A 12,757-nucleotide genomic window follows, 5' to 3' on the forward strand; every position below is an offset into this window, starting at 1 on the left:
GTCTCGATGGCTGCTTAGTCTTTTTAATACTGTCTACTTGACAGGGATAAGACCAAATAAGTGAGGCTCTTTGTCATTTTTTAATTAATGTACCTAATTCCTCAGTAATAGCTTGCATTTCACTAATACTGAATGTTTCACGTTTCATAACGTGCTCATAAATGTCACGTAAGTCCTCGTACATTTCTTCGTTAAAACTAGCAGCTCTCATTGCTCCAGCATTAACCATGCGTAATTTTTCTTTAATAGCTTCTACCATATATTCAACGTTTGCTTCTGATTTTACGGATAAATCCACCGAAGTGTCCCCCTTTAAAATAACATAAGGTTATCTTAACATTTTTTTATCATTTTCGTTAATGAAACTTTTCAATCCTATTAAGTTAGTAGGGATTTCCTTTATAATTAATAATTGGTTGTTTATACTATATAAGTATATAGTAAGAAATGCACCAAGAAGGGAAGAAACAAAAATATGGTCCGAGTATTGTTTGTTTGTCTTGGGAATATTTGTCGTTCTCCAATGGCAGAAGCAATTTTTCGAGATCTTGTCGTAAAAGAGGGACTCGAAGAGAAAATTGTCATTGATTCTGCAGGAACTGGAGATTGGCATATTGGTCATTCACCACATAAAGGAACACAAAAAATTTTAAAAGAAAATGAAGTCTCTTTTGAAGGAATTAAAGCACGGCAAGTAGAAAAAGAAGACTTAACAAAGTTTGATTATATTATTGCCATGGACAACAAGAATATAGCGGATTTAAAAAGTTTTGGTAAAACTGGAGGCTATATTGGTAGACTGTCCGATTTTGTTCCAGACGGTGGCTGGACAGACGTTCCTGACCCTTACTTTACAGGGAACTTCCAAGAAGTGTATGACCTTGTAACAGAAGGGTGTGTAAAGCTAGTAGCTTTCATTCGAAATGAACAAGGAATATGAGGAAGCTTAGAAAGTAATACTTTCTAATATAAGAAATGAAAGGGTGAAGGAATATGGCAAAGAAAAATAATATTGCTCGAAACATTGCGATTGGTGTAGTTGCAGGTGTAGCTGTATCTATGATAAAGAAAGAAAACCGTGAAAAAGTAAAAAATACGGCAGAAAAAGCAAAAACAAAGATGATTGAAATTGGTGAAAATGCGAAAATCAAAGAAAAAGTGCAAATTGTTACAGATAAAGGACGCGAGCTTGCTGATTTCAATGTAGTGAAAGCGAAAGTAGCAGAAATCAAAAAATTGACGCCGTCTGTTGTAGAAACGTTAAAAGAAACGAAAGAAATTTTTAGTAAGAGAAAAGTTGAGCGAGAAGAAAAGCCAGAAACGATTGAAATTCAAGCTGTATCTCCAAAGGTAGATGAGCTTAAAGCAGAAGAAGAGCCGGTAGTTGCTGAAGATGGCGGTATGAAAGAAGCACGTGAGTTATTTATGAAAGACTCAAATGCAGAGGAAAAAAAAACTGAAGCGTACATTGAGTTAAAGCAAGATAAAGAAGAGAAGAAAAGCGTTTAAACATATATGAGAAAAATTTTAGAAAAGGTGAGAAGAAATCGCACTTATTCGTTTGGAAAAGATTTATATGATCGGACGATGCGCGATGACGTAGCGGGCTTGGCAGCACAGCTCGCTTATTTCTTCTTGCTGGCGATTTTTCCTGGGCTTGTTTTCTTAATTACGCTTCTTGGCTTTATTGACCTTCAAACAGAAAGTGTGCTCAATTTATTAGAACCGTACGTACCAGAAGATGCGATGAACTTAATTGAAGTAAACGTAGATAAAGTTGTAAACGAACAAAATGGTGGTTTATTATCATTCGGTTTACTATCGATGTTATGGTTTGCTTCAAACGGGGTGAATGCGGTTATGAACGCTTTTAACCGCGCTTATGATGTAACAGAAACCCGTTCCTTTATTAAAACAAGAGCTTTATCTATCGTGTTTACGTTAGCGATAATTTTTATGATTGTGTTTGCACTAATCGTCCCAGTATTTGGACAAGTGATTGGGGCAGCTGTGTTTAAAGCAATTGGTTTATCGGATAGTTTTTCTTATGTTTGGAGTATTACGCGTTTAGTAGCGAGTTTCTTCGTTTTGTTCGCTTTGTTTAGCTTTTTATATACGTTTGCGCCTGATCGGAAATTAAAGCGAAGAGAAGTCATATCGGGGGCAATATTTGCTACTGTAGGATGGATTGTGGTATCGTACTCATTTGCCTATTATGTAGATAAATTTGCAAATTACGCTAATACATATGGTGGTCTCGGTGGTATCATTATTTTAATGTTATGGTTTTACTTAACTGCGTGGGTAATTTTACTTGGCGGTGAAATTAATGGTTTACTCCATCATTATAGAACGGGTGACAATAATTCCCGTAATGAAAAATGAGCTCTTGTTCCATAATAAAAAGGAACAGGGGGGATATTTCATGAGTAATAATAAAAAGAACCACAATAATAAAAGCAACAATAAACAAAAGAGCAGTTCGCATCCAAAGCATAAAACGAGCAGTAGTGCGAACGGTCATAATAGTTACCATTAAAAAAAACGGGTCCTTTATCAGGGACCCGTTATTTATTTCCTTTTAATAATCGTAAACCATTCAAAATGACAAGAATCGTACTTCCTTCATGTCCAATGACACCGAATGGAAGAGCTAAAAATTGCAAGAAATTTGAACAAATAAGCATTGCAATTACAGCTAGCGAAAAGATTACGTTTTGTTTCACAATACGGTTCATTCGTTTTGATAAACGGATAGCTTGGGAAAGTCGAGATAATTCATTCTTCATAAGAACAACGTCTGCAGTCTCTAATGCTACGTCTGTTCCTTCACCCATTGCAACACCAATACTAGCAGTAGCGAGGGCAGGTGCATCGTTTATACCATCTCCAACCATGGCGACTATGCCGTACTTTTCTTTTAACTGCTTTATCGTTTCAACTTTTGTTTCCGGTAAACATGATGCGTAATATTCTTTTATATTACTTTCATTGGCAATTGCTTTTGCTGTTTCTTCATTATCACCAGTAATCATGATTGCTTCGACACCAATGCTTTGCAAATCACGAATAGCCGCTATCGTTTCTTGGCGAAGAGTATCTTTTAAAGCAATCAGTCCAAGAATACCATCCTCATCACTAATATAAACGACAGTTTTCCCCTCTTTTTCAAGTGAAGCAGAAATGCCATTATGAAATGTCTTTATTTCTTCTCCGATAAAATCAGCTTTACCAATTTTATAAGCTTTGTTTTCTAATATTCCTTTTAATCCAAAACCAGTTACATCTTCAACGTTTTCTGGTTTTTTTATCGTAATGTCGTAAGCATGTTTTGCATATTTAACAATCGCTTCTGCTAAAGGATGTGTAGAGTGACTTTCAATCGCTGCTGTAATAGAAAGTACTTCACTTTCTGCTATGCCTTCTCGAACATATACATTTGTTACAGTAGGTTTTCCTTGTGTTAATGTTCCTGTTTTATCAAAGGCAATCGCCTTTACTGAAGCTAGACGTTCTAAATGAATACCACCTTTAAAGAGAATACCGTTTCTCGCTCCGTTTGAAATTGCTGATAAAGTTGCTGGTGTAATAGCTGCAACTAGAGCACAAGGAGAAGCGACTACAAGTAAGATCATAGCGCGATAAAACGTTTCATTCCAACTCCAATCAAGTAAGAAATGAGGAACGAACATCATAAGCGCAACAACGAGTAGTACACCTTTTACGTATGTTCCTTCAAATTTTTCGATGAATAGTTGTGATGGTGATTTTTCGCTTTGTGCACTTTGAACGAGACGAATAATCTTTTGGAATAATGTTTGATCGCTCGGCTTCGTAATTTTAACTTCGATAGCACCACGTAAATTTACAGTGCCGGCAAATACTTCATCGCCGAATTTTTTCTCATTCGGAATAGGTTCTCCTGTAATAGCTGCTTCATCAATATTTGTTTCACCATTATGAATTGTGCCATCAGCAGGAACACGCTCACCTGGCCTAATTAAAATAATATCGTTAATTTGTAATTGTCTAACTGGAATACGTTCCTCAATTCCGTTTGAAATACGCAAAGCTTCTTCAGGTTGCAAGTCAAGAAGCGCTGAAATTTCTTTTTGGCTTTTGCTTAATGTATAAGATTCCATTGCGCCGCTTAATGCAAAGATGAAGATTAAAATAGCACCTTCTGCCCAGTAACCGATAACTGCGGCACCGATAGCTGCAAAAATCATGAGCATTTCAACATTTAGCTCTTTCTCTTCAATTGTGTCTTCAATACCTTCTTTCGCTTTTGCAAATCCTCCAATTACATAAGCAAGGATATAGAAAGTAATACCTGCACTTATTGCATCATTTTTTGTGAATAACCAACCAGCTAAAATAAAAATACCAGATGCGATTGCAAATATAAGTTCATAATGTTTCTTTAATGTATCCCATAAAGAGGGATGAGAAATATCTTTTTTTGCTTGTAATGTTTTTACTTCTGCGTTCATTAATACTCGCTCCTTCCGAATTCTTATTGAGAAAAAGAATCAAAATCGAAACCCCTATAAAACGACGAAAGCTGCCATCCATAATGGATAGCAGCATTTCTGTTGAATCTGATTTTAATAGTTATTATGTTGTAATTATTCTATAGTATAGCATATGTTTTTCTTAGATGATATGTTTTTGTTTTAGTATAAACTGAAAACTTGTGTTTTCGCATTTCCTTTGGTATATATGAATATTGTTCATAAAAAGGTCGGAAAGGAAGACATCAAGTTGAAGACAGAGAAATTTTTTACCCATCCGATTGGCGTGTTTATTACTGCAATAGTAGCAACATTTTTATGGGGAAGCGCATTTCCCTTTATTAAATTAAGCTATGCCGAACTTGGAATTCAGCCACAAGAAGTCGGGGAACAAATATTATTTGCTGGCTATCGCTTTTTCTTATCTGGTGTAATGCTCTTATTATTTTTTAAAGCGTTAGGAAAAGATATGAAGTTCAAAAAAGGAACAGGAAAGCAGTTAGTTCAAATTGGTTTGTTTCAAACTTTTCTTCAATATATATGTTTTTATATTGGAATGAGTTACAGCTCAGGAATTGAAGGAGCGATTATTTCAGGAACATCATCATTCTTTCAAATTTTACTCGCACACTTTTCATATAAAGATGATGCTCTAAATAGGAGAAAAGTAATTGGAGTAGCTATCGGCTTTTGCGGTGTGATTTTAGTGAATGTACCGAGTGATGGAAGTTTATCATTTCATTTTGGAATAGGTAGCCTATTACTTCTTGGGGCAGCCATGATGTATTCGTATGGAAACATATTAGCGAAAGAAGGTAGTAAAACATTAGATATTGGGTATATGACAGCATATCAGATGATTTTCGGATCAATTGGATTGCTATGTATAGGTACATTTCAAGTTGGAATGATGCCATTCGCATTTAATCTACATGCAATACTTATGCTCATATATTTATCGTTCTTATCAGCAGCGGGATTCTGTATATGGAATACAATTATGAAGTATAACAAAGTAGGGAAAGTCTCGATGTATATGTTCTTTATACCAGTGTTTGGTGTGCTACTATCAAGTCTGATTTTAGGGGAAGCAATTCATTCCTTTGTACTATTTGGTTTAGCATGTGTCGCAGCGGGAATTATTGTAGTAAATCGTAACCCGGTTAAAAAGAAAGTTGAGCAGGAAAAACAAGTAGCATAGAGAACAGAAAAACGATTAAAATGGAAGAACAGTATTGTTCTTCTTTTTTTACATAGAAAAAGGAAAACGTGCTATATGTAACGAAAAAAAGATAGAAAAAGTATTTATTGAGGAGAACATATTATGAATGTACTTTACATTGTGTTAGTCGGGCAAATTATTCTTTTTTTAATGGGAGCAATTTATGCAATAGGACAGACGAAAAGAACGAGAAAGAATATGCCGTTACCTTTAGCGGTTCGTCTTATTCTTAGTTTTTCTTTAACAGGAAGTGCAATTTGGATATGGTTACAAGATCCATCGGTTGAGTACAGTATGTGGGTTGCACTCGGTATGACTTTATCAACTGTAGGGGATTTATTTATGGCAGGATTAATTCCAATTGGTCATCGATTAATTGGAGGAATGGTTACTTTCGCTCTTGCACATTGTTTCTATGTGAAAGCATTTTTACAAACAGGTATTTCATGGAATGGTTTTTGGATCGGTTTACTCGTATACGGACTCTTTCTAATTATAGGGTGGTTTTTCTTTATTCGAAATGAAAAACAAGACAAACTTTTTACAATAGGGGCTCTAATTTACGGTTTGTGGGTTGGAGGAATGGCATGTTTTGCATTCGCCTTATATTACGAGAATATAGGAATATGGTGGATACCAGCACTTGGTGGTTTACTGTTTGTGATTTCTGATTTTATTATCGGCGTGACAGATATCGGAGGGCGCAAACTGAAGTATGAACCACTTTGGATTTGGTTTACATATGTCGCAGCGCAGATGTGTATTGTATATGTAGGATTATAAAAAGATACTCTCAAAAATAGTTAATAGACTATTTTGAGAGTATCTTTTTTATTGCTATGCTATTATATTTATTTGTTTAATTTGTGCAGTATTTTATACTTTCTAAGCATGGATTTCATATGGGAAATATAGTATATAAAAATAGTGAATTTATAGGGATTATTATTTTTATATTTGTAATATTCTAATGTTGTAATTCAGAATTTTGTGGAAATTCACCAGTCGGAGTACTTATAATAAAAATAAAAAGATGATGAGATGGTGGAATGATGCAAAAGAAAAAACGTTTGCGTGAATTCTTTGAAATAATTGCAATTGCATGTTTATTGGTGTTTTTGGCAAAAATCTTTTTGTTTTTTCCTACGACTGTAAAAGGAGCATCGATGAGGCCGACGTTACAAGATGGAGATAAAGTAATTATTAATAAACTTGCAAAGAGATTTGAAAGTTATGAGAGAGAGGATATTATTGTCGTGAAGACAGATAATTTCTACGTGAAGAGAGTTATTGGATTGCCAGGAGATGTAATTGAGATGAAGAATGATCAATTATATGTTAATCATCAAGTGAAAAACGAAGAGTATTTAAAGAATAATAAAAAACAGGCAGAAAAATTACTTATCAATTTAACTGAAGATTTTGGACCGATTACAATTCCTAAAAATAAAATTTTTGTGATGGGAGATAATCGTTTAGTTAGTAGGGATAGTAGGAACGGCTTAGGGCTCATTGATAGAACAGAAGTATTAGGAAAGCTCATGACGATATATTATCCATTTGAACATGTGAAAATTGTAAATTAGAAATAAGAAAAACCAAGCGAATTAGTTGCTTGGTTTTTCTTATTTAAACAGTTGGTGTTTTATTTATTGTTTCTTGTGAAGCAATATTTTCATTGTTTTGGTCGATATTTAACATGAATTTTCGTTGTAACAATTGCAATTTAAAGAGTGTTAAAGGATCATGATAAGTTTCTGGGTTCGTTCTTAGCTTTGTTAATGTTTGCTCATCTTCTTGTATTTCAAGTTGAGCCGCTTCTACGGTTTGTTTCAATATGCTAAGGGGGTCTTTAAAGAACATCATGATATCCCGTTCTAGCGCACCTTCAAATATTTCAAATTGAAGGAAGAATTGTTTTGAAATCATCTGAGCAACTTCTGTATAATCTTCTGTTTCAATATATTGTTTATATTTATTTGATAGCATAGATTGATTTTTTTGCATATTACCCAATAATTTCCCTGCACTCTTTAAGAAAAATTGTGTCGGTGTAAAGCGTAATAAAATATTGATGTTAGCTACTGTAATTCTATTCGTCATTCTTGCAACATCTCTATCCCAGTCATCTAGTAATTTGAAATCACAAGGAAGTTTAATACGCTCTTCCTCATAGAGCTTATTAAAGGTATCGCCCATTTCATCTAAATAAGCCTGAGCTTGAATGAATTCATTATGAGCAGTTTCAATCCATTCTTGAATAGATTGAGTAAATTTAGGAAGAAGCATTTGCTGTACATGTTTTTGAATTCTTTCATTCATTGCTACATTTAGTTCTTCATGGACCAATTTGAAATCACTATCTTCTTGAACGAGGTCAGAGCAACTCTGCAACAATTCAGGAATTTGAGAATGTATATCCTGCGTAATCTCTTCTTTCGTTAAGAGATAAGATTCTGTAATAGAACGAATTTTATCTTTTTGAATGGCAGTAAGATTATTAATAAAACCATCAAGTTTTACTAAAATATGTTTATTCCAGCGAACCGATTTCACTAACGTATTTTCTAATTCCACACGTTCATTTACAAGGTATGCAATTGTTTTTTGGATAAACCATAATAATTTTTCAATGCGTTCTTTTTCCACGTTACGCTGAGTAAGGTTAGAAAGAATAGAATCTGTTACGTTACCTAGCTGTTCACTACTCTCTTGTGAAGGAGAGTAAGGGAAAAATTGTGCTTCTGGGAAATGTACGAGTATTTTCTTTTTAATGCTGTTCGTGATATTTTCACTAGTATTCGTATCAATTGTTTGTAAGACGAATTGAATTTGTAAATTTGGTACTTGCTCACGAATATATAATAATGTATCGAGCTCTTCATCATGTAATGGTGAAGCTGAATTTAGTACATAGATGAGACTATCTGCTGCCTGTAAGTATTCAAAGTGAGAGCTGTTTTTGTCAAGTTGTCCATGCACAGTAGGTGTGACAAGGAATGAAAACTTATTTTTTCGTAAAAATCTACTTGGTAATTTAACTTCAATACATTTTCTTTCTAGTTCTGACTGAGAAGGTACCGCTAGTATGTTATGAAGTTCGTCAAAGTTTGGTATATTTCGTATATCTAGTTCTGTAAGCTCAGTTATTTCAGTTTGACTATCATCTTTAAATGTAATTGAAGTTGTTATAGCTTCATTTAATATATTTTCTCCTAGTATAGAGTTAATAAAGGCTGATTTATCATAATCGCTAGCTCCTGCTACTAGAAGTTGTGTAACATTTAAATCGTATAACTCACGAACAAGTAGTGTGAATTGATGACCTAAATCTACATCATTCTTCTCAGCCCATACAGCAATCGTTTCAAATAATGCTGATACGTCTGCTATATCAACATTTGCATGAGCTGATGCATTTGAAAGTAAGGCACCTGCGCTTTTTACGAGTAATGATTCTAGAGTTGTCGGTGAAACTTCATTCCATGCTAATACTGCTGCGGAGACAAGTAAAGAATCTTCCGCTCTCGTTAAACTAAACCAATTTGTTAATAAATCTGGTACAAGTCCTTGTAATTCGTGCATGAAATGTTGTCCAGTAATCAATTCGAAGTACGTCTCTTGATAGCGAGTAGAAATTTCATTCCAATCGTCATTAGCATCTACTTCAATATGTAAGAATAGGTGATTTATTGTTTGAATCCAAGGTAGATGGAATGATTCATTTTCATAGCTGTTCCAAAGTGAAATAACAAGTCCTTTAAATTGAACTTGATCAATTGTATATAAGGCTTTTAAAGATTCATAGAAATACTCAGGTTTAATTTTTTTAGTAAAGCCTCTGTTCACATAATTGATTAAAGTATCGAACCAGTGTAATGATTTTGTTCGAATTCCTTCTTGAACAGCGAGTTCAATAGCGTTATTCCAATCTTCTTGTTTTTCATAGAACGATCGAGCAATTGCAGTAATATTTGGATAGTCTGGTTGAAATGCAACAGCTTCGCTAATCGTCTTAAATGCTAGTCCTAAACGATTTTGCTCTATATAAAGAGAAAGAAGTTGTAGGGAAACTTCCATCGTAAGAGTTGTATCTTCTGTTTGGATAGATGTATAAATTTCTTCTGCTTTTGGCAAGAAATCTAATTCGAAATAAGCATCTGCAATATTCTTCATAGCCCAGAGAGCAAGTTCATTATTTACTTTCTCCCATTTGAATATAGCGGCTTCAAAGTCGTTAGTTTGAAAATAAACTTCACCTTGTGCGAAGCGAATATTAGATATATTGGAGAATTCATTTTTTGATTCATTTATATATGCTTCACCGAGTACTTCCGCTACCGGAATGGAAGAGTCTTCTGTTAAAAATGTTTTATAGTAAATCTTTTGGATAAATTGTTTTTCAATGGTCATGTTCGTTCCCCCTGTATAATTTAGAAAAATGATGTTGTATGTAAAAGGGTGCATGTTACTCTAATAGGTAGAAGTTGCATTATATAGACCAAACTATGTTTTTGCTAGATATATCATTTTTCCTGAGAGTTAAACCGTTGCAAAAAGTAACTTTCCTTTATTGTAACAAAAAAATAAGCCTATGAATTTTTATTTTTTATCTCGCTATTTATAGGCAGTAAGACTCCTACTCCAAAATTTAGCGAATGCAAGGAAGTTAAGTGGGGCCCTGCCGCCTGTAAAATCCCGATTGGTTCAGGCTAATAATCAGTGGGGATGGATAAAAAACCACTGATTAAATCTCTGTTTAAGGAATGGAATAGAAGTAGAGTTCATTATAAAAACAATGTATAGTGAATATGTATACCATGTTTGTCTTAAAGATAGAATGGGCACAATATGGAATAACGATCGTGTATAGGATGTGTCTTCCGAATGGAACAACATATTGGCGAGTTAATCGCACATTATGGATATTTTGGAATTATTATAGCTTTAGCTGGCGGGATTGTTGGATTACCTATACCGGATGAGTTTTTATTGACTTTTATTGGCTATAACATTTCAAAAGGAGTTATGTCAGGAACAGCTGCTTTTTTAAGTGGAATGGCAGGTGCAATGCTTGGCATTACATTAAGTTATATATTAGGTTTAAAACTTGGGCTCCCTGTTTTAAAAAAATATGGTCCGAAAATTAGAATTAAGGAACATCATATTGAAAAAACACATAATTTATTTGAAAAATACGGTCCATTTCTTTTAATGATTGGCTACTTTATACCGGGAGTACGTCATTTAACAGCATATTTTGCTGGAGTTTCAAATTTAACATTGTGGCGATTTTGTTTGTATGCTTACGGTGGTGCACTAATTTGGATAAGTGTTTTTATTGGCCTAGGTTGGAAACTGGGAGAGAAGTGGCGCTTTGTTGAATATAGTTTACATCATTATGGAATATGGATTTTATTAGTTTCGGCAATTGTAACATTGATTGTGTGGATTTACATAAGGAAAAGACAAAACCGCTAATAATAGCGGTTTTTTAGCTGAAAGCAATAAATAATACACCAGCTGTAATAAAGACTACACCAATACCAGTCATAAAGTTTAACTTTTCACCTAATATAATCATCGCGAGAATAATGGAAAATACTACACTTAATTTATCGATAGGTGCTACTTGTGAAACTTTTCCTGTTTTTAATGCAAGAAAATAAAATAGCCATGACGAAGCACCAGCGATTCCACTTAATGTGATAAATAGCAGTGCTTTTTTATTTAGGAGGACATCACCGATATTTTGAAATTTACCTTGTATAATAATAACTCCTACCATAAATAATGCCATAATAATAGAGCGAATCGTTGTTGCAACGTTGGCATCGATTCCATCTAAGCCAATCTTTCCAAAAATAGATACGAGGGCAGCAGCAATTGCTGATAATAGTGCGAATAATAGCCATGAACTCATAGTGAAATTCCTCCAATCTTACATTATTATACATGAAAATCATTCTCATGTATAAAGTGAAGGCTAATAATCAGTGGGGGGGCATCCCGACTCCCACCTAACTTCTTTGCTCCATCTGAATTTTGAGGTGGGAGTTTTACTGCCCACAAATAGCGGGATAAATAACGAAATAAACCCCCGCCGTATATTTTTAATAAGGTGGGGGTTTATTATACTACTCTGCTATTTCTTCATATAAAAAGTACGTTACATTATAAATATGCTCTACTTCATCATCCGTCATAAATAATAATTCGTCACGTTCAATCCCTTTTTTCTTTTCAATAAACTCAATCATGTTTTTTCGTTCTTCTCTTTTCATCAATTTTTATTTCTCCCCTCAATCTGTTTTAATACAGTTTATTTAAGTTACTGCTATTATATAACAGAATCTTTAGAAAGTTCCACCTATTTTATTGTTTTTTTCAGAAGAACCTTTCGACAAAACAAGCCCACCTAAGGGGGCTTGTTTTTATTTTATAGTCGTAAAAACTCGGGCTCGGTCGTACCAGCACCATCGATGTAATAAATTGTATCGGGATTGATTTTTATTAGTACGTAATTAGGGTCTTCCGCACCGAGTAACCAGCGTTTTAAGCTATTAGTCCAAAATTTGTTTTTTAATGTTTGATCTTCTTCGATGGAAGCTATACCTTCAACTTCAATGTAATCTTCATCTAATTTCTTTCCTTCGCGTCCAAGTAGTACATGTACATTGGAATTTTTTTCGATATCTGTTATCTTTTTTGAATTTCGATCTGTTGCAACATATAGTACAAAATCTTCGTGGAAAAACATCATAAAGGCGCTATGTGGCTTATCGTTACGTACAGTAGATAATACACCAGTACGTTGACCTTGAATAATAGTTGCGATTTTTTCTTTTAAGTGCATATTTTTAGCCTCTTTTCATAATTCGTAATTTTTTCTGTCTGAACAAGATAATTTAAATATCTTTCATACTGTTTTCTTCAATCCGATTTTTTAAACGTAATTGTGATGAAATCGGACAAGTTAGGAGATGAATAATAATAATATCGAGGAGAAATACATACGATG

13 protein-coding genes are annotated in these 12,757 nt (G+C 34.0%); 7 read left to right on the forward strand and 6 right to left on the reverse strand.

Annotation, left to right across the window (positions count from 1 at the left end):
- Positions 1 to 73: 73 nt before the first annotated feature.
- Positions 74 to 298 carry a DUF1128 domain-containing protein gene (locus tag CQZ94_RS23670; RefSeq protein ID WP_002010236.1) on the reverse strand — a complete coding sequence of 75 codons (225 nt, stop codon included), beginning with the start codon at positions 296 to 298 and terminating at the stop codon, positions 74 to 76.
- Positions 299 to 475: 177 nt separating this feature from the next.
- On the opposite strand from CQZ94_RS23670, the gene CQZ94_RS23675 reads away from it, so the two are divergent.
- The 3 genes from CQZ94_RS23675 to CQZ94_RS23685 are packed head-to-tail and all read left to right on the forward strand — an operon-like array spanning position 476 to position 2,385.
- The gene (locus CQZ94_RS23675) at positions 476 to 940 is read left to right on the forward strand and encodes a low molecular weight protein-tyrosine-phosphatase (protein WP_105587344.1); all 465 of its coding nucleotides are present in this window, start codon (positions 476 to 478) and stop codon (positions 938 to 940) included.
- A gap of 53 nt (positions 941 to 993) precedes the next feature.
- On the forward strand, positions 994 to 1,509 hold the full coding sequence (locus CQZ94_RS23680; RefSeq protein WP_105587345.1) for a DUF4075 domain-containing protein: 516 nt from the start codon (positions 994 to 996) through the stop codon (positions 1,507 to 1,509).
- Between the two features lie 6 nt (positions 1,510 to 1,515).
- Positions 1,516 to 2,385: a YihY/virulence factor BrkB family protein gene (locus tag CQZ94_RS23685; RefSeq protein WP_105587346.1), complete on the forward strand. Its 870-nt coding sequence runs from the start codon at positions 1,516 to 1,518 to the stop codon at positions 2,383 to 2,385.
- Between the two features lie 182 nt (positions 2,386 to 2,567).
- Here the strand turns inward: CQZ94_RS23685 and CQZ94_RS23695 are convergent, their stop codons facing one another.
- Positions 2,568 to 4,493, reverse strand: a complete 1,926-nt coding sequence (locus CQZ94_RS23695) for a heavy metal translocating P-type ATPase (protein ID WP_105587348.1) — start codon at positions 4,491 to 4,493, stop codon at positions 2,568 to 2,570.
- 271 nt (positions 4,494 to 4,764) lie between these two features.
- Between CQZ94_RS23695 and CQZ94_RS23700 the strand changes: the two genes are divergently transcribed.
- The 3 genes from CQZ94_RS23700 to lepB all read left to right on the forward strand — a co-directional run bounded on the left by CQZ94_RS23700 (position 4,765) and on the right by lepB (position 7,322).
- Entirely contained in the window at positions 4,765 to 5,715 is a 951-nt protein-coding gene (locus tag CQZ94_RS23700; protein WP_105587349.1) for a DMT family transporter, read from the forward strand.
- Between the two features lie 123 nt (positions 5,716 to 5,838).
- Positions 5,839 to 6,519 (forward strand): lysoplasmalogenase, encoded by a 681-nt coding sequence (locus CQZ94_RS23705; RefSeq protein WP_088031669.1) that lies wholly within the window; start codon positions 5,839 to 5,841, stop codon positions 6,517 to 6,519.
- Positions 6,520 to 6,785: 266 nt separating this feature from the next.
- Positions 6,786 to 7,322: a signal peptidase I gene (lepB, locus tag CQZ94_RS23710; RefSeq protein WP_105587350.1), complete on the forward strand. Its 537-nt coding sequence runs from the start codon at positions 6,786 to 6,788 to the stop codon at positions 7,320 to 7,322.
- Between the two features lie 43 nt (positions 7,323 to 7,365).
- On the opposite strand, the gene CQZ94_RS23715 is transcribed toward lepB, so the two are convergent.
- Positions 7,366 to 10,149: a tetratricopeptide repeat protein gene (locus tag CQZ94_RS23715; RefSeq protein ID WP_105587351.1), complete on the reverse strand. Its 2,784-nt coding sequence runs from the start codon at positions 10,147 to 10,149 to the stop codon at positions 7,366 to 7,368.
- A 474-nt stretch (positions 10,150 to 10,623) separates the two neighbouring features.
- On the opposite strand from CQZ94_RS23715, the gene CQZ94_RS23720 reads away from it, so the two are divergent.
- Complete coding sequence (locus CQZ94_RS23720) at positions 10,624 to 11,217, forward strand: DedA family protein (protein ID WP_105587352.1); 594 nt, start codon at positions 10,624 to 10,626, stop codon at positions 11,215 to 11,217.
- A 13-nt stretch (positions 11,218 to 11,230) separates the two neighbouring features.
- On the opposite strand, the gene CQZ94_RS23725 is transcribed toward CQZ94_RS23720, so the two are convergent.
- The 3 genes from CQZ94_RS23725 to CQZ94_RS23735 all read right to left on the reverse strand — a co-directional run bounded on the left by CQZ94_RS23725 (position 11,231) and on the right by CQZ94_RS23735 (position 12,592).
- Positions 11,231 to 11,659: an EamA family transporter gene (locus CQZ94_RS23725; protein ID WP_002115869.1), complete on the reverse strand. Its 429-nt coding sequence runs from the start codon at positions 11,657 to 11,659 to the stop codon at positions 11,231 to 11,233.
- 214 nt (positions 11,660 to 11,873) lie between these two features.
- Complete coding sequence (locus CQZ94_RS23730) at positions 11,874 to 12,020, reverse strand: BH0509 family protein (RefSeq protein WP_000817786.1); 147 nt, start codon at positions 12,018 to 12,020, stop codon at positions 11,874 to 11,876.
- A 155-nt stretch (positions 12,021 to 12,175) separates the two neighbouring features.
- Positions 12,176 to 12,592: a pyridoxamine 5'-phosphate oxidase family protein gene (locus tag CQZ94_RS23735; RefSeq protein ID WP_002010256.1), complete on the reverse strand. Its 417-nt coding sequence runs from the start codon at positions 12,590 to 12,592 to the stop codon at positions 12,176 to 12,178.
- Between the last annotated feature and the right edge of the window lie 165 nt (positions 12,593 to 12,757).

It is taken from the genome of Bacillus sp. MYb209, from assembly GCF_002975175.1.
GTDB lineage: Bacteria > Bacillota > Bacilli > Bacillales > Bacillaceae_G > Bacillus_A.